The 23,144-nt window shown below is 55.9% G+C and carries 20 protein-coding genes and 2 pseudogenes; 16 read left to right on the top strand and 6 right to left on the bottom strand.

All coding sequences use genetic code 11. The features are described from left to right. Positions 1–83: 83 nt before the first annotated feature. Entirely contained in the window at positions 84–374 is a 291-nt protein-coding gene (locus tag PD885_RS14305) for a hypothetical protein (RefSeq protein ID WP_002811399.1), read from the top strand. Between the two features lie 29 nt (positions 375–403). Here PD885_RS14305 and PD885_RS14300 read toward each other — a convergent pair whose 3' ends face one another. Beyond that, a complete protein-coding gene (locus PD885_RS14300; protein WP_002811396.1) occupies positions 404–1,330 on the bottom strand; it encodes a nucleotidyl transferase AbiEii/AbiGii toxin family protein in 927 nt (308 codons plus the stop codon). Further along, on the bottom strand, positions 1,323–2,081 hold the full coding sequence (locus tag PD885_RS14295) for a type IV toxin-antitoxin system AbiEi family antitoxin domain-containing protein (RefSeq protein ID WP_002811394.1): 759 nt from the start codon (positions 2,079–2,081) through the stop codon (positions 1,323–1,325). The genes PD885_RS14300 and PD885_RS14295 overlap by 8 nt, the downstream gene beginning before the upstream one ends. 225 nt (positions 2,082–2,306) lie before the next feature. On the opposite strand from PD885_RS14295, the gene PD885_RS14290 reads away from it, so the two are divergent. Further along, positions 2,307–2,687 carry a DUF3742 family protein gene (locus PD885_RS14290; RefSeq protein ID WP_002811392.1) on the top strand — a complete coding sequence of 127 codons (381 nt, stop codon included), beginning with the start codon at positions 2,307–2,309 and terminating at the stop codon, positions 2,685–2,687. A 19-nt stretch (positions 2,688–2,706) separates the two neighbouring features. On the opposite strand, the pseudogene PD885_RS14285 reads toward PD885_RS14290, so the two are convergent. Both PD885_RS14285 and PD885_RS14280 read right to left on the bottom strand, forming a co-directional pair. Then, positions 2,707–3,930: pseudogene (locus PD885_RS14285) on the bottom strand (conjugal transfer protein TraG); the annotation flags it as partial. Between the two features lie 106 nt (positions 3,931–4,036). Next, positions 4,037–4,835 (bottom strand): IS5 family transposase gene (locus tag PD885_RS14280; protein WP_088056611.1). Its coding sequence is split into 2 segments (ribosomal slippage): positions 4,037–4,565 and positions 4,564–4,835, totalling 801 coding nucleotides; the frame shifts between segments, so codons are not numbered across the junction. A 224-nt stretch (positions 4,836–5,059) separates the two neighbouring features. Between PD885_RS14280 and PD885_RS14275 the strand changes: the two genes are divergently transcribed. From PD885_RS14275 to PD885_RS14260, 4 genes are all read left to right on the top strand, one after another. Then, positions 5,060–5,506 carry a hypothetical protein gene (locus tag PD885_RS14275; protein ID WP_002811388.1) on the top strand — a complete coding sequence of 149 codons (447 nt, stop codon included), beginning with the start codon at positions 5,060–5,062 and terminating at the stop codon, positions 5,504–5,506. A gap of 80 nt (positions 5,507–5,586) precedes the next feature. Then, positions 5,587–6,711 carry a DUF4062 domain-containing protein gene (locus PD885_RS14270; protein ID WP_002811386.1) on the top strand — a complete coding sequence of 375 codons (1,125 nt, stop codon included), beginning with the start codon at positions 5,587–5,589 and terminating at the stop codon, positions 6,709–6,711. Between the two features lie 31 nt (positions 6,712–6,742). Further along, positions 6,743–7,237 carry a hypothetical protein gene (locus PD885_RS14265; protein ID WP_002811384.1) on the top strand — a complete coding sequence of 165 codons (495 nt, stop codon included), beginning with the start codon at positions 6,743–6,745 and terminating at the stop codon, positions 7,235–7,237. Between the two features lie 79 nt (positions 7,238–7,316). Continuing rightward, on the top strand, positions 7,317–8,231 hold the full coding sequence (locus tag PD885_RS14260) for a MobA/MobL family protein (RefSeq protein ID WP_231892717.1): 915 nt from the start codon (positions 7,317–7,319) through the stop codon (positions 8,229–8,231). Positions 8,232–8,456: 225 nt separating this feature from the next. Here the strand turns inward: PD885_RS14260 and PD885_RS14255 are convergent, their stop codons facing one another. Together PD885_RS14255 and PD885_RS14250 are read right to left on the bottom strand one after the other, a co-directional pair. Beyond that, positions 8,457–8,849 carry a hypothetical protein gene (locus tag PD885_RS14255; RefSeq protein WP_088056947.1) on the bottom strand — a complete coding sequence of 131 codons (393 nt, stop codon included), beginning with the start codon at positions 8,847–8,849 and terminating at the stop codon, positions 8,457–8,459. 49 nt (positions 8,850–8,898) lie between these two features. Continuing rightward, positions 8,899–9,216 (bottom strand): hypothetical protein, encoded by a 318-nt coding sequence (locus tag PD885_RS14250; protein WP_006449057.1) that lies wholly within the window; start codon positions 9,214–9,216, stop codon positions 8,899–8,901. A gap of 235 nt (positions 9,217–9,451) precedes the next feature. Between PD885_RS14250 and PD885_RS14245 the strand changes: the two genes are divergently transcribed. From PD885_RS14245 to PD885_RS14200, 10 genes and pseudogenes are all read left to right on the top strand, one after another. Beyond that, entirely contained in the window at positions 9,452–9,793 is a 342-nt protein-coding gene (locus PD885_RS14245) for a helix-turn-helix domain-containing protein (RefSeq protein WP_002811377.1), read from the top strand. A gap of 162 nt (positions 9,794–9,955) precedes the next feature. Further along, positions 9,956–11,659, top strand: coding sequence for a type IV secretory system conjugative DNA transfer family protein (locus PD885_RS14240; protein WP_002811375.1), 1,704 nt, complete (start codon positions 9,956–9,958; stop codon positions 11,657–11,659). Positions 11,660–11,699: 40 nt separating this feature from the next. Continuing rightward, positions 11,700–12,161: a hypothetical protein gene (locus PD885_RS14235; protein ID WP_002811373.1), complete on the top strand. Its 462-nt coding sequence runs from the start codon at positions 11,700–11,702 to the stop codon at positions 12,159–12,161. 740 nt (positions 12,162–12,901) lie between these two features. Next, positions 12,902–15,844 (top strand): peptidoglycan-binding domain-containing protein, encoded by a 2,943-nt coding sequence (locus tag PD885_RS14225; RefSeq protein WP_040762871.1) that lies wholly within the window; start codon positions 12,902–12,904, stop codon positions 15,842–15,844. A gap of 304 nt (positions 15,845–16,148) precedes the next feature. Then, positions 16,149–17,458 (top strand): annotated as a pseudogene (locus tag PD885_RS14220) (HlyD family secretion protein). Continuing rightward, positions 17,455–19,665, top strand: a complete 2,211-nt coding sequence (locus PD885_RS14215) for a peptidase domain-containing ABC transporter (protein ID WP_002811366.1) — start codon at positions 17,455–17,457, stop codon at positions 19,663–19,665. The pseudogene PD885_RS14220 and the gene PD885_RS14215 overlap by 4 nt, the downstream one beginning before the upstream one ends. Before the next feature lie 110 nt (positions 19,666–19,775). After that, positions 19,776–20,504, top strand: coding sequence for a hypothetical protein (locus tag PD885_RS14210; protein ID WP_002811363.1), 729 nt, complete (start codon positions 19,776–19,778; stop codon positions 20,502–20,504). Positions 20,505–20,517: 13 nt separating this feature from the next. Further along, complete coding sequence (locus PD885_RS20885) at positions 20,518–21,084, top strand: hypothetical protein (RefSeq protein WP_134656588.1); 567 nt, start codon at positions 20,518–20,520, stop codon at positions 21,082–21,084. Between the two features lie 173 nt (positions 21,085–21,257). After that, the gene (locus tag PD885_RS14205; RefSeq protein ID WP_002801519.1) at positions 21,258–22,064 is read left to right on the top strand and encodes an IS5 family transposase; all 807 of its coding nucleotides are present in this window, start codon (positions 21,258–21,260) and stop codon (positions 22,062–22,064) included. A 251-nt stretch (positions 22,065–22,315) separates the two neighbouring features. After that, positions 22,316–22,810, top strand: coding sequence for a hypothetical protein (locus tag PD885_RS14200; RefSeq protein WP_002811359.1), 495 nt, complete (start codon positions 22,316–22,318; stop codon positions 22,808–22,810). The last annotated feature ends 334 nt before the right edge of the window (positions 22,811–23,144 follow it).

The following is a 23,144-nucleotide window of genomic DNA, read 5'->3' as shown; positions in this document are numbered from 1 at the left end:
GTAGCGGTTAGCGCAGTACCTAGGCACAAATTCCGAGTCGAATTTTGAGAGCAACTGGCGAACCAAAGGCCAAGGGGGCCGACATGAACCTTCCGAATGACAGCAGCTTAATTCCCGTGCCCGCAAGTAAGTCTTGCGAGCTCATCATGCGGGGTGTGGCAGAATTTAAGGGGTTGAAAGATCAGCGCATCTTTCTTGACTCGTTGATGTTTCAGTGCGCGCTGTTAACCCGCATGACTGGCGGAGACAAGGAATATCACGCGTTTCTGGATCGCCTTCGAGACATGAGCTTTGAAGAGCTAGAGCACATTACCCATCCTCGCACGAAGCAGTCGCCTTCAGAGCATGAGGATGACATGTCCTTGCCAGCCTGATCGAGCGCCTGCGATCAAGTCCCCACATCTCAGGTTCTGGATGCAGCCAGCGCAGCATCCAGGACGTCGGCCTGTGCAGCGAAATCAGTAGGCCGACGTTGCTTGAAAGTGATCAGGTTGGTGAGCTTCCAACGTAATGCTGGCAACTGATCGACGTGCGGGGACTGCAGCAATGACCACTCTGGCTCTCCCCTCGCCAATCCGCTCAGGAAACGTCGATGGGCCTCAGAGAGGCGTGCGGGCAATTCTTGCCGCAGCCGTGCACGAGTCTCCAGCAATACACCCAGCGGGCAAGGTGTTTCCGTCATGCCCTGAAAGGCGCGCTCGTATTCCCCGGCGATGTCTTTGTCATTGCCGAACAGCACTTCGTGCGTAGGACGGTTGTGGCCGGCCAGATAGACCACGAAGCACTCGACCATCTCATCGGTGATGCCGACCGTTTCATACATTTGCCACGTGTCGAACAGATCACGCGGATGTTGACGATCCATCGCGGCTACCAACTTCCCTGCATAAAGCTCATCCGGGGCCAGGGTGGGGACGTCGAACTCGACTCCGAAAAGATCGCGCGTCCTGGCACTCAATGGCAGTCGGGTGATCGGAAGGACGGATCCGCGAAACACCACGTTGACCTCAACCTTTACTTGAGTGCTGTCATTCTCAGCAATCAGCTTCGTGTCGCCCAGATCTTTGCTGTGTATCAGTCGTGTTTGCACACCCATCGGTGCAACGCGCTCTGCGATCGCAGCCAGCTCTTGATTAATTGCTTGAAGTGCTTGATCACGGGGAACTTGCCAGGGCAGGTACACCACATCGATGTCCACAGAAAGGCGCGGCATATCCTGTACAAACAGGTTGATGGCGGTGCCGCCTTTCATGGCGAAGATGTCATTGGCAAATACAGCAGGAGCAATGTCAAGCAGAAGTCGAACGGTGTCAGCGTAGTGCTTATCCATGGGGGTTTAGGCTCAGCAAGGTGCCATCGTCCAGTCGGCTCATCCAGCGCCTGCTGCTTCCGGTTCTGACCTGGTTGTGCTCAAGCAATAGGTCAACATCGACGACCCCTGACTCGCGTGCCCATGTCAGAAACAATCGCACGGCTTTTACACTGGTACAGCAGGAAAGCAACTGGCCAAGCAGATCCTTGCGCGGTGACCGAAGGCCATCAAAAATATTGCGGCACTCTTCGAGGCTTTGCCTCGTGCCGGCGTCATAGAGCAGCTCCAGAACGGCTCGCTCTGGCACAGCTACCTGCAGGCCTTGGGGCTGCCCTGGGGGAGTATGCAGGGTCTTTCCGGCGAGAGTATCGTCTGGCCAGTCGAAGAGCTTGGCCCCGACGTACCGCGCCGGAAAACGCTCGGAGAACCAGGTCGGTATGACGAAACGGACATCCCCCCAAAGAACGAGGATGTCCCATGACCCCAGGTTGTGGCGGACCCCCTGAAGCGCCAACGCGCTTTTCCCTCCGAGGTGCAGGCCAGCCACATGGCCTTGAAGGAAGCGAAGCGCGCCAGTGACATCGAAGTCGTCGTTCGGGAATGCGTAGACGCCATGGGCGAGGCGTACGAGCCAGCCTCCCTCCACGTAGCGGGCAGCCAGCTGTGGTGACACGCCAAATGACTCAAGCGTAGATAGACCGAACGGCGCACCACGCGGTAGCTCAGCCTGGAGGCGCTTGATTAGCTGATGTCGTATAGTTCTACTCATATGTTAAATGTAAAACACAATCTAATCAGCTGTCATCCCAAAATACATCTTTGGTAGAAAAAATAGCCTCATAGTTGAATTTTACGCATAGATCTAATCATACTTGGCCAGCATGCATTGCCTAACCAACTGACTCATGTGCCGACGAAAACTCATTGTTGGCCCCCATGCCCGGGAAAAGGCAAACTGGACCGTAGACATATCGCCCCGAGATAGGTGATAGCCATGAAGACGAACCCTCAAAGCAGCAATCCGGAGAAGATAGGTCGCTGGCTTGGCAAAGCTTGGCGCTCATATGTCCAGGTCGAGCGGAGACTCACGATATCGCTCTCATCCAAGGGCGTTCCAATCGGTTTAGCGGCAGTCTTGTTTTGGTTTGTGAAGGCCGCGGCAGTGGCTGTACTGCTCTACACCGCATTCTGGCTCACGCTGTTGTTAGCGTTTGCGGTGCTACTTGCTCGCGGACTTGCGGGGCGAGCCTACGGCCCCGATGACTCGCTAGAGCCGCGCGAGGAAATGCGGCACGGAGAGGCAGGATTCGGGCTCTATTCCTCCGAAGGCCACCGACTTGACCCGCACGACCCCAATAGTCCCTACGATAACTAGGGGCAGGCCGCATCCGGGATCAGCGGATCAGTTTGTTGGTGCCCGATGCTGCAGCGTCCCTTGCATCCTTGCTACCTGTGGCGAGGTTTTGAGCTATCACACCTGCTCGTACTCCGACCCAACCCAGTGCAGCAACCCAAAATGTTGGCAGGACCAGAAACATCGTCCCCATCACAAACATCAGCAGCAGGTCGCCAAACGCGTTGTTTAAGCCTGCTAGCGGGTCAAAGTTTGCATGCGGCCGGTTGTAGCCGAATCCCCACCCATAAAGCGCGTCCAGAATGGTGCTGTCGATCCAACGTGCGAGCTGGAACCAGAAATCCACGAAGAACAATGCGAACTGCACGATGCTGACAGTCACCAACGTTTTCAGGTCGTAAGTCCCCACCACTAAAACCAGCGGTATGCAGATCACCAAGGCCATCTTCAACAGCGACAGCACCATCGGCAGAGCCTGGCGCACCACATCCATTGCCGGGAAAGCTGCAAGCGAACCGACCGCAAGGCCAACATCGCTGGCTGCACGATTGACGACGTTGGGCAATGTCTTGTCAATCTGACCGCCATAATCGGTGTAGACCGAGCCCTGATTGAGCTTCTGCTGACGTGGTGAAGCAATCGCTCGAATCACCGAGTCATCTACCTCCTGGCGGCTCAAAAAGCCTGCCCAACCAGCCACCCGATTGAGCAAGCTTGGATCGACTTGGGACAGCAATCGAGCGCGTAATCCGTTGCTGCTATCGCTCCACCACTGGCCACATGTCGGATAGCCCGCGCCGCTGGGCACCTGCGTAAGCCCCGCATCCCGGTTGCTCTCGTAAGCCCAGCCGTCTCGCGGAGTCTTGGCGTGATAGGTGTCGTAGAAACCGCTGGTATCAACGAAATACGATGAGCCGATCCAAGACACATCATGCATTTGCGTGTCATCGAGCTGCGGGCGGTTCATGAACAACTTGGCACGCGCCGGCCCGTAACAATCGCGCGTGAAGTCAGCAACTTCCTGAGCCAGGACCGGATCGTCAATGCGCGTGGCGTTGATATCCATTCGAATCTGGCGCACGTCGGTACCGCATGGAATTGCAGCGACTGAAGCTCCGGTGATTGCGCGCGATACTGCGTGTACGAAAGCCCACCAGACCGGCAACTTGGCACTCTGATTGTTGAGCGTGCTGAAAGATTGCGACCAACCGGTTGCTGCGGGTTCGGGCATGTTGACCTGACACTGCGTCGAACGTGTAGTGTTTAAAAGTAACAAACCGGGAGAAAGTGAGAGACATCTCACTTAAAAAAATGAACGCAAGTTAAACGAGGGTGGGGTTTGCCTAATCTAATCATTCTTAAGAGCCTGTTCACGATCTTTTGAGTAGAAGCGCCAAGAAGGCCAAATGGATGAACTGCAAGCTGGTGTTGAGTTTGCGCTCGCAGTTCTTCCACAGCCTTCGGTTTTTCTCCAGCCAGGCAAAACTGCGCTCGACGATCCAGCGCTTGGGCATGACCTTGAAGGTGTGCAGTTCGCTGCGCTTGGCAATCTGCACCGTGAGCTGCTCGCCTAGAATCTCTCGTACGCCTTCGGCAAACGGTACTCCGGTGTAACCACTGTCGCACAGCAGGCTTTGTACATGCGTCAAGTTTGACTGACAGCGCTCCAGCGCCTGCAGCGCACCTTTGCGGTCGGTCACCTCCGCCGTCGTCACCGCGATGGCATGGGGCAACCCCTGGGTATCAACAGCGATATGCCGCTTGATGCCCGACACCTTTTTGCCCGCGTCATATCCCTTTTGCCCGGCTGTGTCCGTGTTCTTGACGCTCTGCGCGTCCACGATCAAGAACCTGCTGAAGATGTTGCGCTCCTGTTTCTGGCGGGCCACGCCAACCTGATTTTTTGAGCGCCCGCTCCAGCAGGCTCACTCCTTCATCGTCGCACTCGCTCCACTTGGCAAAGTACGCGTGCACGGTCCGCCACTTCGGAAAGTCGCTGGGTAGCGCTCGCCATTGGCAACCGGTTCGCAGCACGTACAACACTGCGCACCACACCTCATACATATCCACTCGGCGTGGCTTGGTGCGCTTGCGCGCTTGTTCCAGGATCGGGAGGATGTGTTCGAAACGCTCCCGGCTCATGTCGCTCGGATAGGTTTTTTGGCGCATCCGCAGAGTCTGCACCAATCAGGAAAGATCGTGAACAGGTTCTAAGAAAACAGTTAGGCAATCCGAGTTCACTGTGTTCTGCCTTAGCAAACTCCCGAAACGCAGTCTCAGCTTTTGAGACATAAGTAGTCTGAGATAGCGCTCGGAGACCGGAGCTTATGGGCGTCCGGATCTGCAAGGCTGTGCCTTGGTTCTCTTGATTAACTACTAATGGAGTTCGACAAATGGGCATCCCGTTCGATGTATCTGGCGTGGTCGGTAGCCTGGTTGCAGCAGCTGTTCTCATTGTTGCGAAGTGGGCGTTCGATAAGCTTAGCTTTTGGGATGAGAAATTTGGCTTGATGATCAATCGAGCTGAACTGAGGAAGATTGAGTTGCTCAGGGCTGACCCTGTCCACATCACGCATTTCCTATTGCTTCAAGGCATTTACTGTTTCGGCGCATTGGCTATTGGGCTGATGCTGCTGCCGCTGGCCTTTATGGATGGTGGCATGAAGCTACTCACGCCAGGACTGTGGTGCGTTGGTTTAGTGATTTATTTTTGCGTTGTGTTCCCGGCAGGCATGATGGTCCGCGTGCGGAAGGGCGATGCATACATCAAGCGTCAACAAGAGCGCATTGCCCGAGCTGAAAAGCGACTTGAACTCCGCCGGCAGCGAAAGACCCCATAGCCCTGCTTGAAGTAATGATGGTCACCTGGTTTTCGCCAAGTCAAGGCTAGCGTTATCCCACCGCTCAACATGGGTAATACATGAAAATCTTCATCAGTTCGCTTATCACGGGAATGGAAGCCGAGCGAGCAGCGGTCAAGCAGGCCATCGAGCTTTTCGGTCATGAAGCCATCATGGCGGAGGACTTTGGAGCGCGTGCCAGCTCTCCCCAGGTCGCATGCCTCAATGGCGTGCGCGAGGCGGACCTCGTCATGCTCGTCCTTGGGCCTCGCTACGGAGCCAAGCAGGCAGGAGGCGTCTCGGCTACCCACGAGGAGGTAAATGAGGCCCGGAACCGTAAGCCGCTCCTGATGTTTGCGCAGTCCGGCATGGAGGCGGAACTGGATCAAGCCGCACTGATTAAGGAGATTGGCAAGTGGCAAGGTGGTCAGCACTGGGATGGCTTCGTCTCAGCAGATGACCTAGGCCCAAAGGCGGCGCGCGCTATCCATAAGTTCCAGCTGATGCAAGCAGTTGCCCCCCTTGACCCAGCAGGACTGCGCGATCGTGCACTGACACTCTTCCCACGGATCGAGCGCGGCTATCAGCAAAGTGGCACGGTCTTGCAGCTTGCTGTTGCAGCTGGACCGGACTCAACAGTGCTTCGCCCCGCCGAGATGGAAGCTCAGCCCCTCCTTGATGCCATGCAAAAGCACGCACTCTTTGGAGCCCCAGCCGTTTTCGATCGGAGCCTAGGGATGAAGGCGGGCTTGAACGGTGAGGCGCTCGTGCTGGTCCAGGAAGCGCAGCGCAGTGACGGCGCGTCGATCCGACTTTGGCCCAACGGAGATGTCCTGATCAGTTTGCCTGTTCCGCCACCAGAGCGCGGCATGGGGCTACCAGTCGTCTTGGAAGAAAGCGTCGCTGAGAAGCTCGAAGCGGCGATCGCCTATGCCGCCTGGCTCCTGGGTCAGATTGACCCCACCGAACGGCTTAGCCATGTCGTTTCTGCTGTGCGATTGCTGGGAGAGCATGCCGGCGCTTGGAGGACCCGCGCAGAGCACGAAGCAAGTCCCAACAGCATGCAAGTGCCTTGGAGACAGGGAGAGCATCAAGAACCGGTACTTCTCACGCCAGCCCACCAAGTCAGGCAAGCGCTATCCATGGACATGCAGCGAATCGTAGAAGATCTGGTCGTGCTGCTGCGCCGTCGTTGGATTAACTGAGATCCAGTAGGACATCAACCGGGAGAAATCAATGAGCGTTCCCGCACAAGCTTTTGCAGATCGGCTGCCCAATGATCTTTGGCCTGGCAGCATCTTTCTTTTCCGAGAGAGTTGGGCGCTGTTGGTCAACAATCAGCAGGAAGAAGTTGAGCCTGTCCTCGCATTCTTGGTGCTCCAAGGCGAGCACACAGGCTCGCTCTTCAAGATAGGAAAAGGCATGTCACCATGCCTGACTCTGGCCGAACCGTTCGGATGGTTCGCATCAGTGAAAGAGGGGGTGCTCCCGGCGCATGACGTGGTGGATACTGCATCACTCTCACTCACGTCAGATGGACCGGTCGTGGCGGGGCAGATTCCCGACCAATGCGGTGACAAGATCGCGTTTGGCATGCATGGACAGCCCCTTGGTGACCATCCCCGTGGTGCGGTCAAGCGCTTTGCTACATGGAGTGTTGAGCTTTGTCATCCCGCCCAGCCTTTCGTGAGCTTGGGGCGGATCTTTGAGGTCGATCGAAGTATGTCCTGATTCCATAACAGGCAAAGTAGAACGCTCGAAAATAGCTGTCTTACGCTCTTGAGCCTTGCTAAATCTTGAGTCAGAACTGATGAACTCTGACTCAGGAAACACACATGGCCATCTATCACACCCGCATCAAAACTTACAGCCGAGCCAAAGGGCATTCGGCGCTTGCCGCAGCGGCATATCGCGGTGGCTACTTGCTCACCGATCCCAAGTCGGGTGCGCGCCACGACTACGGGGTAGGGCGGGCATCATCCAGTCGCGTTGCCTGGCACCACCTGGTTCGCCGGCATGGGCGGATGACCCGCAAGCACTTTGGGCCGCTGCAGAAGCCGCAGAGCGACGCCGCAACAGCACCGTTTGCCGAGACTTCGCGGTTGCGCTGCCGCACGAACTCGATGACCCCAAGCGCTGGGAGTTAGTGCTCGATATCGCTCATCGCCTGATTGAGCGCTTTGGCTTTGCGTTGCAGGCCAGCCACCATCGCCCGACCAAAGATGATCCGCGATATTTCTATTGCCATCTGCTTGCCACGACGCGAAAGATGGAAGCCTCGGGGCTGACGACAAAGACGCGTGTGCTAGACGGGCGCATCAATGGCAAGAAGGAAATCGAATGGATCCGCGCCATGATCGCTGATCGGATCAATGCACACCTTGCCCAAGCTGGCATTGGCAAATCGGTTGAGCATCGGCCCTTGACGAAACGCTTAGAAGCGACGCGAGGCAACGGGATCTATGTCCAAGGCCAGGAAGGCTTTGAGCAGCTTCTGTCCCGCTACCGCCAAGAGGGGCGACTGTTGAGCGTGCCGGATGGCCACACGGCGGAAGAGGCCCAGCGAGAGCGTCATGGGCCGGACATGGACACTTCTGTTGATGAGGCTTCGGTGGCGCAGATGCCCATCATGCTGTCACCCACTGGCGGGCTCAGTTCAAGTAGGGACGACGAAGCTCTGTCAGCAAACCAAGAAGATCGAAGCGGCCATCAAGATACGCATTGAGGGCGTTGGCCATGTGCTGATCAACGCCAAAGCCAGCCGCATGCTGTTGGGCGATCCAGCCTTCAACATGGGCTTGGCGGAGTTGATGTTCTTGGTGGTCCAGAGGTAAGGCTTGCTGGCTGACGGAAGGAGGCATGGCGAAGAATCCAAGTGGCTGATGCACTTGATTCGTAGCACAAAGCGGATCTTCGTCAAGCCGCCCTTAGCCGCTCGCAAAACGAGCGGTCAGAGCTTCTCGCCCTCATTGATCGCCTGATTCAAGATCTCATACCACTGGTTCATCTCGCGCTCGCTGCCGAACTTGATCGTCCAGACTGGATGATCCACATCTCGAACGCTGACCGTGATCGTGCCTTCCCGCCTTGAGTTGTGCCAGTGCTTCTCCCAGGAGCGAACATCCATCAACGGGTAGATCTTCACTGTCCTCCCGACACGAATTTTCAACCGCGACCGCTCAATCGAGATCGCCAAAGCGCCTTGTCGCCCAAAATAGAAGCGATCAAACTCCCGCCCAAAGACCTCTCGCTGGTTGCGCAATCGGTCAGCCCGATTGACGGCAAAGGCGACCAGCACCGCTGTGCCCAGGACAAGTAAGATGAGAAACGTGCTAACGGTCATGTGAACTCCTGAGAACAGAAAGGGACCATCGTTGATTGCAGACGGATGGCTATTGGACGCGGCCGGTGATCTTCCAAGTGCCGCCCACCTTGGTGAAGGTGTAGACCCCATCCATTTGATGACCAAAGTCCCGCTCCATGGCTTCAACCTTGGCACTTACGTCACAGGTGTAGCTGGGCGCACCTTCCGCCTTCGTGCACTGATTGCTCTCGAAGTCTTCGATGCGCGCCTCTTCATTGCTGTTCGCTTTGACGAACTGCAAAAAAGCGTGCTCCCGCTCAGTCTCAGCGGGGCCGCCGCCCGAGCAGCTGGCCAAACAGACCGACATCAGGCCAACCAGGGCCAAACAAAGCTTTGACATGTGCATCTCCAAAAGAGGAAGGGAAGAGCGCTGGGGATCCACCAGACCGACAGGTTCGGATGCCCTGATTGCCGGCATGCTCAATGACTGCAAGCCTCCGCACACCGGCAGGAATGACCGGTGTTGGTGCTTGGCAGTCACAGTTGATTGGCTGACGGAACCATGTTACTGATAAAGTAACAGACAAGGCAAGTCGGAGACCTCATGCTCAAACACGTCATTGCATGCTTGTGGTCACATTTTGGATCTGGACGACGCTCGTCTCATCTTTGCCAACCGCCTCCGTCATGCGCGCCAGAAGGCCGAGCTGACCCAGGAAGCCTTGGGGGTTGCCGCTGGACTGGCACCTGAGGTGGCCAGGACACGCATCAATCGTTACGAGAAGGGTGTCAACGAGTGCGATTTGCGCACCGCCAAGCGCCTGGCCGATGCCCTCGGCATGCCACTGGCTGCCTTCTTCGCCGAGACCGATGAGTTGGCAGACGCCATCCAGGCGCTCGCCAAGCTCTCCGTCGAGGAGCAGCGAAAAGTCGTGGCCGAATTGCAGCTCAAAGCCAAGCGCAGCGATCCCTCTGGCGCATAGTGAGAAGGTCCTTGCTGGTGTCTTGGCATGCGTGCAGATCAGACAATTCCTACACAGATGCCAACACCCATCCGATCTGAGCGGGCGATGTGATCCTGTAATCTTGCGAGCGGACGGTCGTTTTCAAACAAGCCAGGGATCACAGATGGAAGGCAGCGCGTCATGACCGGCAAGACCAAGCTCAGTGTCGCCATCGCGCTCTTGCTCATCGCCCTCACCGCAGGGGTCTACCTCTCCGGTCAGTTGATCTTGATGCTGTTAAAGGTGGCTGGGCCGCTCAGCGTCGACACCTACCGGTCTTACGTCAAAGCGCTCGACCTCCCGCAGTTCGCTCCCTATGCCACCAAGATCAAGCTGGCTGGCGCCATCGGCTTTGGTGTGCCGCTGCTGGCCTGGATCGCATTGCTGATCCCGCTGTTCAAGCCGAAGGCCGCCGCCTTGCATGGCGACGCCCGCTTTGCCTCCGGCAGTGATCTGGCCAAGAAGGACATGCTCAAACCGTCGCCAACCGGCATTGTGGTTGGGAAGCACGGTGGCAAGTTGGTGCGCCTACCTGGGCAACAGTTTGTAATCCTGGCCGCGCCCACGCGTTCCGGTAAGGGGGTGGGCATCGTCATTCCCAATTTGCTCGACTACCAAGGCTCAGTGGTGGTCCTGGACATCAAGCAGGAAAACTTTGATCTGACTTCCGGCTGGCGCAAAAGCCAAGGCCAAGAGGTCTTTTTGTTCAACCCCTTTGCCGAAGACGGGCGCACCCACCGTTGGAATCCACTGAGCTACATCTCGCCGGATCCGGCGTTTCGCGTGTCGGATCTGATGAGTGTTGCGGCGATGCTCTACCCGGATGGCTCTGACGCCCAGAAGTTCTGGGTGAGCCAGGCCCGCAACGCGTTCATGGCGTTTACGCTCTATCTGTTCGATAGCCTCGATGATCAGATCAAGCGCAAGCACCCGAAAGAGACCTGGATGTTCCCAACCCTTGGGATGCTCTATCGCGTGTCGTCTGGGGATGGGAGCGACTTGAAGGGCTACCTCAAAAAGCTCTCGCAGCGCGACTTCCTGGGACGCGATGCCAAGATGGCCTTTGACAACTTGCTCTCGCAAGCCGAAGAGACGTTCGCCTCGATCATGGGCACGTTCAAGGAGCCGCTCAACCAGTTCATCAATCCGATCCTGGATGCTGCAACCAGCGGCAACGACTTCCTGCTGACTGATGTGCGCAAGAAGAAGATGAGCATCTACATCGGCATCCAGCCGAACAAGCTGGCCGAAAGCCGCTTGCTGATCAACTTGCTGTTTAGTCAGCTCATCAACCTCAACACGAAAGAGCTGCCGCAGAACAACCCGGCGCTCAAACACCAGTGCTTGCTGCTGATGGATGAGTTCACGGCAATTGGCCGGGTCGACATCATCGCAAGCGCGGTGAGCTACATGGCCGGCTACAACATCCGCTTGCTGCCCATCATCCAGAGCATGGCGCAGCTGGACGCGACCTATGGCAAGGATGTCTCGCGCACCATCATCACCAACCATGCGTTGCAAATCGTCTACGCCCCACGCGAGCAGCAAGACGCCAACGACTACTCGGACATGCTTGGCTACACCACGGTGCGCAAGAAGAACAAGTCGCAAACCAGTGGCAAGCAAAGCAGCGTGTCCTACTCCGAAACCGAGCAACGCCGTGCCTTGATGCTGCCGCAAGAGTTGAAAGCGATGGGCTTTGACAAGGAGGTCTTTCTCTATGAAGGCATCCCAAGCCCGGTGCTCTGCGAGAAGATCAAGTACTACGAAGATACCTACTTCACCAAACGGCTGCTACCAAAAGCCGAGGTGAAGAAGTTATCTGCCGCCGTCTCGGGCTCATGAAAGTAGCTCTTGACGAAAAAATCCAAGCCATTGCCGGGAAATGAAGATGCCATTTGTAAATGAATTTATTCCTGAGCCAGATGTTGTTAAATACGACCTAGAAGCGATCGACAGAGGCTTCGTGGTCGGTGGCACCAATGCGAGAGACTGGACAATTGATCGTGATCGCGACATGTATTTGCGCAATGTCGCAAACGGTGGCGGCACCGAAATCGAGGTCAGAAACCAGACAAAGTTCTCCTTCTATTGGCATGGCGAGCTCCTGACGCTGAGACTGGATTTGGTCGACGGTGGAGGCGCGCGAGGTCAGCCCGGCTGGTCCCATTGGAGACTTATGTGGATCAATGGTGGAGAGGGACTGCCTGAGCATCTCAAGGCTGACAGGGAGCAATTCATAGCTGACCTCAAAGAAGCCTTGCTTGCATACAAGGATTTTGGCGTCCATTCCAGGAACACGGACTACCACATCGTTTTTGAAGTCGATGAGGGGTGCTTGGTGTGAATGGCTCGATATCTGCCCAGGACGCAATCGATAGAATTCGTCAGAACCCTGGCGATTACCAAACACCAGAATCGCTGCGGTCGCTCGCCGCGCAGGTGGATGCAAATGCCTCAGGCAAGGTCACTGTTCTTTACAGTGGCCCGGCAGCGAAAGACATCTGGTCGACTGATGTCATTGGGTCGATGATCGATTCTGGCGAAGACATCCGGGTTATCGATAAAAGTCAGGCATCGAAGTTTCTTAATTCCCGTGAGTTCTATACCGCGCTCGCCGACATCTACGAAATTTCGCCTCGTGAGCTGATAGACGGGTCTCATCGTGGGCCTGCCACAGAGTGGCTTTACCACCCTACGCAAGGTCCTTGGGCAGATGCGTCTGGACGGTTTGCAGATGCAACCGTAGGTGAGGTTCATGCCATCGTGGGCGACGCTCAGCCAAGCCGTGTCTTTGGCGAAATTGAAGTGCCTCGCATTCTTGCCAATCCAAACGTCACCTCGATTGAGGGCCTTCCACGTGAAGCGCTGGCCGGTGTGAAAGACCGGCTCGGTCAGCAAGCAGCCTTTGAACTGATCGTGGCCCGTGCGCGTGAACACGAAGGCATGCTGCGCATCCCGGCCAGTGATGATGCGCTCCGCGAGAACAAAGTTCTGAGGCTCGACAACAGAGAGTATTTTCGCGGAACGGCCATTGAGGGAACATCAAAGGCGTTAGACCAGAGCACGCTTCCGCTCAGTCAGCGTATGAGCCCGCCAACCGAGCATGCCCAAGCGGGTCAGCAGCGCTGGGATGAGTGGCAGGGACGCAATATCCAGACCACGCCTGAGCCTGAGATCCCAGGCTTGCGTCGCGCCGGGATGACAGCAGGGCTTACGGGTTTGGGTGTTGCTGCCACCGCCTACGACGCGTCTCAAACCGGCGAGCGTGTTGGCACGCTGTTGGCACAAGACAACCTCACCGCTGCGCGCTCGGAAGCGTTGCACTTTGCTGCCCGGGGCGCGGGCGGCTGGGCAGGCGGCGCTGCTACCGCTGCCGTTGTTGGCACCACCGGTGCCGGCCCCGTCGCGCTGGTGGTGGCTGATGGTTATCTATTCAGTGCCGCTGCCGACAAGGCCGTGACGCTTTGGGACAACCGTCAGATCTATACACAAACCGACAAGCAGAGCGTGAGTTGGGAGTCCAATGGCAGCCAGTGGCTTCGCCAAGAAAAGGCAGACCTGCAAAACGATGGCGCGGATACCCCACAGAAGCAGGGCATGTTCGCGCTGCCTGAAAAAGCGCGCGAGCTGAACTATCACGCAAGTAGCGAAGCGACCGAGCAGGCGCTGGGCAAGGTGCAACCCAGTAATCCCTATGTGCAGCCATCCAGTGAGGCAGATGCGGCGCATCTCTACGCACGGGATTGGCGGCATGATCCGGCAAGTGGCCAGTGGTCACGGATGATCGCCGACGAAGTCGATCGGAACGATCGACCTGTCTGGACAGTTGATCCAGCGAGCCCTGAGCGCAATGCTGCACTGGACCAGCAGGCAGCCCAGGTGGTGGACGCCAACATTGCCCGTGGCCCAGCTGCGATTGCAGCGACCTATCAAGCTGCTTATCGGCGCAATGGTTGGGACGACTTCGGCCCCGTGCCAGCGGCCGTGCAAACAGCCTTGAACCCAGACTCACTGCAAGCATCGGACGGCAAGCAGTATCAGCGCGATATCCAGGGTCAGTGGCGGCATGATGGTATTGCTGCCGAAGGCAATGTCCCGCTGGAACTCAATGCAACGCGTGAGCGCTTGCAACCGGCGTTGGAGCAGCATGCGCAGGCAATGGCACAAATGCCCGCGCGGCAAACGCCAACGCTGCAGCAGCAGGACCAGGCCAATACCGAAGCGACCTATGCCGCCTATGGCGTTGCGCCCAATGCCCAGACTGCAGGCGCGATCCAGCTTGCGGTGCAAAAAACCCGTGAGGCAAACGGGATTGATGCGGCGACCAGCTCTTTGGCGTTGGAGCGTGATGCGACCGGCCAATATTCGGTGGACAGCCCCATCCAGCATCTGCGCCGTGACGCCGATGGTGTGGTGCGCGTTGCGGCAACCACCAGCACTGATGAGATCCATCAGGCGCTTGGCGAAATGCAATCGCTTCGGCAAGAGCAACCACCTTCGACGGGTGCACCCGAGCTGCGCATTGATGCGCAATCGCCCCAAGAACGTGACGCCTATGAGCAAGCCTTGCGGGAGGCCAATCGGCAGGGCGTTTCGACGCAAGAAGCGCAACAGGTCGCAAGTTTCGCCGCAACGACGGTCACCGCTCCGCGTGTAGACGAAAGCCAAGCGCCTCAGGCAGCCATTGACGTGCAGCGAGATCGAGACGTTGCACGCACACCCGACGCGCCTGCTGCTGCTGCGGAGATGGCAACGCCTGCTCCGGTCGTGATGCCTGCATCCGTCAACGCGCCGCTGCCAGAAGACGTGCGCCCGGTTGCCAAGCCTGCCGAACCGAAGCCCGAGTCTGTCCCGCAACGCGAACCCCAAGAAACCAGAACACCTGAGGTTGCCGCACCCCCGACAGCCGGTGCAGTCCAGCCTAATGCAGAGGCAGTAGACCCACCCACGGCAAGCGCATCTGCGCCGAGCGTCGGATCGCCTTCATCAGCTCTCACGCCTCGTGAGGAAATCCCAACCCGGGCAACTGTTCCAGCGCCGCCGTCATCGCATGAGGTGGAAGGGCTGCGCCTCGGCGACCGGGGACAAGAGGTCGAGTTCTTGCAGTATCGATTGCAGCAAGTGGATGCCCGGGGGCCAAACGGTCAGGCCGTGCCGCAAGACGGGCACTATGGTCCAGAGACCGAACATGCGGTAAGGCGGTTCCAGCAAGACCAGGGTTTGCCTGCAACGGGCGTTGCCGGCCAAGACTTGGATGCTGCATTGTCCCAGGCACAACACGCGCGCCGAGAAGCTCTGAAACCCACGGAGCCTGCATCGGCAAATGCAGCAGTGGAGCAGGGCAGCGAGCAGCAAGCCCGAGTAGGAATGCCGCAGAACGACGCGCCATCGGCTGTTCTATTGCAGGCAACGCAGCAAGAGGCGGTGCGAGCGCCGTCGCCGGCAATCCCAACACAGAGCGAAGCGCCGGCAGAGATCGTCTTGCCTGAGCGCACGTCGTCCTCCTATACGTCATCGCCGAGCTTCGGTGGGGCTGGCGGGCGTTCAAACCCAGGTATGAACGATGAGGATCGGGTCGAGCAAGCGAGACCCTCTCAAGATGTCCCTCAGCAGGGGTTTCCCTCGGATCATCGGGACTACCCCTTGTTCTCTGCCATCCAGGCGCAGCTCCCGAGGGGCACATCTGATGAGAAAACGGTCGAAGTGCTCCATGCCGTCAAAGAGTCAGGGATCGAGCGCGCGGATCAACTCCGGAAAGTGATCATCCAAGATGATGTCGCCTTTGTCTTTGGAAAAACGCCCGGCTTTCACTCGGAAACTTCGCTCAACACGCCATCGCCTGGCATCAATGAGACCTTGCAGAAGACGGAGGCATTGGATCAACAACGGACGCAGGAGATGGTGCAATTCCAGCGCGAGCGCGGGGAGATCGACAAGAACCCAACAGGCCCTGTGATGACGCTTGCTGCGCGCTCTCAGCAGCAAATGATGTCAGACGCGTCCAGTGGTGATGGGGGCGGTGGCTGATGTGGTGGAAGCCTAGGATCGGCGTGATAACGATTGGGAGCAGCACGTGCTCTAAGTTGATGTTGACGCGTTCTCTGCGCTATCCGCCGTTGTCCGACTCCGCAATGTGTGGCTGCGCTTTGCGCAACGAACCTTCGCTTGACGCAAACCTTTGTTGCTGAAAAAGCAGTAGCGTGGGGCTTGCAACCTTAGGTTTGGCGCCAATGCCAACGCCAGATCAACAAAATGCAAATGTAATTTTAATGTCTGCGCGGGTAGCCTCAACTCACGCAAGTTGTGCAGTAGATCTCGAAGTGTAGGTGCTATGGATAGCGAGTCACGTCAGACGGATGACGCAGAACAACCGCTTTTTCGCAAGCGGAAGGGGCCAGAGACAACTTCCACACTCGGCGACCTAAAAGATGCGTTTCCCTCGTCCATCCGGATCTGGATTGGCTGCGGCTGTGCGCTTTTCCTCTTGCTGGCCACGTTTGTTCTGACCGCGTCCTACTCCAAGCGGGAGCACGTGTCGGGCCAGATCATTTCCACGCATGGGCGAGTGGACATCCGCAGTGGAACGCCTGGCCTCATCCTTTCAACGACATTGAAGCCTAATGCCTTGGTCAAGAAGGGCCAAGTGCTCGCGGAGCTGTCAGCCGACATTACCGACGAAGCGGGCCGCTCTCTGTCCGATGAGACGATTAAGCGTGCGCGCACCCGATCAGAAGAGCTGACCAAGGAGCAATTGCAGGCGCATGACTTTTCCGGCCAGCGCGAGCGGGAACTGACGCGTCAAGTCGAAGAAACGAGCGGTGCGATGCAGGAAGTCGCTCGCAAGATCTCAATCTTGGAAAGGAAATACGCCAAGAACAAAGAACTGTTGAAGACCATTGAGCCGCTGCTTGCTGAGAAGTATGTGTCCAAATACACCTACCTCACCTACGAAAATGCCCTCTTGGATGCAGAGGCGCAGATCCAGGATGCCCGCGCGCAGCAGTCCACACTTCGCAATCAACGTGCCGCATTGCTGGGTGAAATCACCGAGATAAAGACAACGGCCAGCAGACAAGCAAGTGAAATCGAGCGCGAAAAATCCACGATCGAAGATCAATCGAAGATCAAGTGGCCAGAGCCAAGTCTGACCGGCTGCAAACCATTACCTCACCCTTGAGCGGCACTGTTGCAGCAATCTATGCATCCCAAGGTCAGCGCATTGGCACCGACTCGATCATCGCGTCCATCACCCCAAGCGAGTCGGTATTCGAAGCTGAAATTCTTATTCCTTCCAGGGCCATCGGACATGTGACGGTCGGCACCGAGGTGCTGCTCAACATCGCCGCATTCCCGAAAGCAAAGTATGGCGCCATCCAGGGGCGCATCGCATCGCTGTCGACGCAAACGAGTCCGCTCGGTGAGTTGGAGCGCCGCTATGGTCGCCAGTCGCCCACTGAGCCGGTTTATACGGCCAAGGTGGCCTTGCCTTCTCAAACCATCGGAGTCGCCCAAGAAACGAAGTCCTTCCTGCCGGGGATGGAGGTGGACGCGGAGCTGATCTTGGAGGGCCGCAAGATCTGGGAGTGGATGTTTGACCCCTTCCAAACCATGGGATCGCGCTTGACGGGTGAAAAGCGATGAAGGACGTCTTGACACCATCCGCCAATGGCGATGCCGAGCCGGATCGCTCTGCTGAACCAAGCCTGGTGTTCTCATCAAAGCGCCGTGTGCCTCATATCCGCCAGACGGAGTCCAGTGAGTGTGGTCTGGCCTGCATTGCGATGCTGCTTTCCTACTACGGCCATGAAACGAGCCTCGGGGAGCTTCGCAACCGCTTTACGGTGTCGACCAGTGGTGCAACGCTCGCTTCGCTGATTGAAATCGCTGATGCCAACGGGCTCACAACGCGTCCGCTTCGCTTGGAGCTTTACGAACTGCCCAAGCTGTTGCTGCCTTGCATGGTCCACCTGCACCACGGGCACTTTGTCGTGTTGACGGCTGTGCGGGGCGGCCACGTGCACATCAGCGATCCCGCAACAGGCGTCAAGAAGATCAAGCTCGACGAGTTCGATGAACTCTTTAGCGGCATTGCGTTGGAAGCGCATCCAGGCCCGGCCTTCAAGAAGATCAAGAGCGTGCCATCGGTATCGCTTCGCGATCTTGCAGGCTCGCTTCGGTCCCTGGTGCCCGCGTTCTGGGTTGTGGGCATCTTGGCGCTCTTCTTGGAAGGCTGTGCGCTGATTGCGCCGCAATATCTGCGACTGACCATGGATCAGGTGCTCAGCGTCAAGTACGATGGCCTGGTCACCACATTGGCGATCGGCTTTTCGATCGTGCTCCTGGTCCAGCTCGTCTTGACCGTTGCCAGGAAGTGGACCTCGCTGTGGATCTCTTCGACCACTGGCTTACGGTGGAGCAGCAACTTGTTCCGTCACTTGGTGTCGCTACCCCAGTCGTATTTCGTAAAGCGGCACACCGGGGATATTTCAAGCCGCTTCCAGTCGATCTACTCCATCCAGCAGTCACTCACGACGAAGATGCTGGAAGCGGTCATCGATGGGGTGATGTCTTTCCTCATGCTGTTGCTCTTGATGAGCTACGACGCGCCGCTTGCCTTCGCTTTGTTGGCTTTCACCATTGCCTATGTGGGTTCGCGCTACGCCTACTACGCCAAGCTCAAAGAAGCCAACCTCGACCAGATCAACATTGATGCACGCCGGCAAAGCTTGCTCTACGAAACGGTCCGAAGCATCCAGCCCATCAAGCTGTTCAACAAGTCAGCGCTCTGGGCGTCGCGCTTCACGAACTACAGCGCGAAAGCGACCAACGCGACAATCGGGGCCGAGCGGATCCGCATCGGGTTCGATTCTGTCCAGCTCCTCATCCAGGGCCTGTGCCGCATCTTTGTAATTTGGGAAGGCACCCGGTTGGTGCTCAGTGGGGATATGACGGTCGGGGTGCTGACGGTCTTTTTGATCTACGCGACGCAGTTCAGCCAACGCAGCATCAACTTGGCCGACTACTTGATGCAGCTCCGGCTGCTTCGTTTGCACACAGAACGCATTTCAGACATCACCCACAGCGAGCCTGAGTCGTTTTTGCATGGTAACGGCGCACTGGAGGATGCCGCGCCCGCCATTGCCATTGTCAACGGCTACTTCCGCTACTCGTCCACGGACAAGTGGATCATGAGTGCTTTGCAGCTCAGAGCCCCGGCAGGCCAAGTGATTGCGATCGTCGGGAACTCAGGCGTGGGCAAGACCACACTCGTCCGCGTTCTGGCGGGGCTTGAAGATCTTCAAGTCGGGGACTTCTTAGTCAATGAAGAGGATCTGCGCAAAGTGGGGAAGTCGAGCTACCGAAGCAAGGTCAGCATCGTCATGCAAGGAGACAATCTGTTGTCAGGAACGTTGTCGGAAAACATCTCTATGTTCGATGAGCACATTGACCAAGAGCGCCTGGTGCAGGCTGCAAAATTGGCGTGTATCCACGACGATATCCAGCGCATGCCAATGGGCTTCAACACCAGAGTTGGCGACTTGGGAAACACGCTGTCAGGTGGTCAGAAACAACGGATCTTCTTGGCCAGAGCCTTTTACAGGCGCACCAAGTTGTTGTTGATGGATGAGCCAACGACTGGGGTTGATGAGCAGATGGGCATACAGCTGATGAAGAACGTCAGGAGTATTGGCGCGACCACAGTCATCGTAACGCACGACAAGAACATCTCTCGGATGTGCGATATGCAGTATCTCTTCGTGAGCGGAAATCTGAGACCTTTGATCAAGGAGCAGCCTAGATCCTTTGAAGGCAGCGTTGATGTGGATGTCACCAAAAAATCTAACTAGCAATGATAAGTCGAAACGTTCAATAAATATTTTTGGAAGGAAAATGCAGTAGCGTATTCAATGAGAAAAACGATCGTATCTAAAGTCAACGCACACGATGGAGCACTGTAATGAGAGAATTGACAAACGAAGAGCTATTCCTAGTAGCGGGCGCCGCTGCTGCTGCGGACGTCGATCCAAGTGAGCCACCCACTGAGATGCCACCAATTGTGGTTAACCCGCCCACGAGTCCACCTCCGACTATTCCCCCTTCGCCGCCAGTTGAGCAGCCAGGTCCGATAACTCCCCCAGGCGGGGGAGGTGGTAGTCCTACACCTTCACCAGCGGTAGTGAGCGGGCTTGGAACTGGTGTGGATGAATACCTCAATAAAAGCGACGCGGTAAAAAATTTGCTTGCGCAATACGTCGCTAGCGAAAGACATCCCGCCTTTAAGGATCTTGGCGCTCTTAAGGGAGATGTTGAAAGTGGCCAAATTTTTATTGACGACAATTATGCGGGTACAACTCTGGAAGCTGCAACAATTCTTAGTCATGAGTTATATCATGTTTATAATCCCGTTGATTATGGGACTTCCAATCCTAGCCAGGAACAGTATGTGAATACTTGGTTAAATAATGAGGCCGGCTCATTGGTTTTTGAGCTGAACTTTGTCAATCAAGTCGAGCCGACGACGCTGAATCAATATCCAGCTGAAGTTACAAGCATTTATAACCAGATAGGATCGACATTGACACAGGAGCAAGCAATGAATCAACTCGCGACTTGGTATGGAAATCAAGATCACGGAGGAGGGCAAACGGTGAAGCAGTATTACGAGTCTGTATACAACGGGAACTGAGAGGGCGGGCTTTATGAAAGCATTTAAATGCAATCGAAGCAAACTTATTTTTAGCATGGCTGGAATGTTGGCTTTTGGTGTCATGGCCCCACATGCATATTGTGCCGAAAAGCAGGTTGAAAAAATTATCTCTTTATTTGATGGAGGTGGTTACGTCAACCAAAGTCAGGTTGAAAATATCGTTGCAGGGGGCGAAACGTCCATCCTCAAGGATGAATCCCTTCATCGATACTACAAGACCTCGTTCAGTGCGCCATCTTCGCAGATAAAAGAGCTTAGATTTGGCTCTCATCGAGAAGACGCTAAAAGCCGGGAATGGGTAGTTGGTTCCCTGTCTGCTTTTTTTCCCGATTCTAAGATGGAAGGCTGCGAGACATACGATAGTTTTGTTAAAAATATGGGTTTCGCTGAAAGGATGCGCGAACCTAGAGCGTCAATCAGAGGTGCGTCTTGGACTCGCCCGGCTACTCTGTTCAAAGGGCCTTATGTCATATCAATATCCACCACTGACGTGACTTCACCTTGCGTTTCTGCATTGACGGTTATAGAAGAAAAAAATTATCCAAAACCTAAGCACTGAAAACGGAATGGGAGCTGCGAGAAATAGTTATTATTTATCCGCTCGCGACTAGGTGCGTTTGGAAGTGGCTATTATAAAATAGTTGTTTCAGATCTTTGGATTAGATCGCTGGTTAAACGATCCGGACCTAGAGCGTGTTATGAACTTTGCCCTTGTCACGCTAACGTATACGGATGAAGCCTCGTAAGCCTTATTCCACCGATATTTCCGACGAAGAATGGGCCTTTGCGGCTCCCTATTTGACGCTGATGGACGTGCAGGCACCGCAGCGCAAGTATGAGCTACGCGCGATGTTCAACGCACTGCGGTGGATCGCGCGCGCCGGCGCACCATGGCGATTGCTTCCCAACGATTTTCCGCCCTGGGAAGCGGTGTATCAGCAAACACAGCGCTGGCTGCAAGCGGGCTGCTTTGAGGCCATGGTCAGTGATCTGCGCTCACTCTTGCGTGTGGCGCAAGGGAAAAAAGGCCAGCCGAGCGCGGTCATTTTCGATGCTCGCACGCTGCAGTCCACCTGCGAAAGCGGGCCGCGTGCTGGATACGATGGCTATAAACGCAAGAAAGGCAGCAAGGTACACATGGCGGTCGATACGCTTGGACATCTGCTCGCTGTCCAGGTGACGCCGGCTAATGAGCAGGAGCGCGCGCAAGTCCGATCGTTGGCACAAGAGGTACAACACGTGACCGGTGAAACGGTCAAGATCGCCTTTGTTGATCAGGGCTACACCGGTCAAGAACCGGCGCAGGCGGCCACGGAAGAAGGCATTGAGTTGCACGTGATCAAGCTGCAAGAAGCGAAAAAAGGCTTTGTCTTGCTGCCGCGCCGTTGGGTTGTCGAGCGCAGCTTCGGATGGGCCAATCGTTTCAGACGGCTGGCACGCGACTACGAGCGATTGCCGGAAACCTTGGCCGGTTTGCACTTCGTCGTCTTCACGATCCTGATGCTTGGAAATGCAGCCACCCTCTTTCAAAGTTCATAACACGCTCTAGGTGCGTCCGGATCGTTCAGACTTCGAAGTGAGTTAAATGATCTGTCTTCGAAAGCAATCGCCGATTTTGGGATTCAAGTAACAACGGGACGTCGGCAGGATGCTGTTACGAATCTGAACGACTTTGGCGATGCATATGATACAAGGCGAGACAAGGAGGCCGCACTCATTCAGCAGGATATTACGAATGGCAGCGTGCCGGGTGGAGGTTAAATCTTGACTTATATAATGTGAGGTGCTAGATGAAGAATAATAAGAGAATTGTATTGATCACGCTAATGATCTTGGCGTTATTGGTAGGCATTGCGGCCACAGCTTCGCCGGCAAAAATTAATGCTGGTGTCTTGTCGACTTACTTTGGTCAGTCAGCGGGTGACTATATTGTTCCCGGAAAGCTACTGGTTCAGCAGTTTGGAGAAGCTCTGAGTGGTCCGCCGAATAAAGATGTTGATGCCGGGAATGGCTTGACATTGATATCAGGCTGCCGATACAAGAGCTGCATCGAGAAAGGTGCGGTTGCGATTAAGAGCGATAACACGATCGAAGCCGCTGGGCTCATACACTTTAGTTGCGGGGCCGACACTAAGAAGTCGGGCGCCTCTTGCTCAAAAGATCCTACATTCACGTTGTTCGTGCCGAGGAGTAATAAGAACCTAGATGCAGAGATATCAGTCCTGAGGTGGGCGCATGAATACGCACCAGATGCTACTTTTGAAACAGTTACGTTAGAGAAATGACGGAAATATGCCAAAAATAAGGGCGGACAGAGCCATCATTTTCTTGAAATGATTTGAATTTGCTATCCCTATCTCTGTGTGAGTCCGCTTCACACGGGGGTATTATTTATTTTACTAGGGGTTAATTGAGAGTGCTGTTTAGAAAGAAAGGAAAGCGAAATAGTGATTTTCTAATCCAAGTATTGCATGGAGCGCTGTGATGAGAGAGCTGACAAACGAAGAGCTGTTCCTAGTCGCAGGTGCGGCAGCCGCTGCGGACGTCGATCCAAGTGAGCCGCCCACTGAAATTCCTCCGATTGTGGTGAACCCACCCCGAGTCCGCCTCCGACTATTC

Source organism: Xanthomonas fragariae, assembly GCF_900183975.1.
GTDB lineage: Bacteria > Pseudomonadota > Gammaproteobacteria > Xanthomonadales > Xanthomonadaceae > Xanthomonas > Xanthomonas fragariae.
This window is presented reverse-complemented; position numbering and strand designations above follow the sequence as displayed.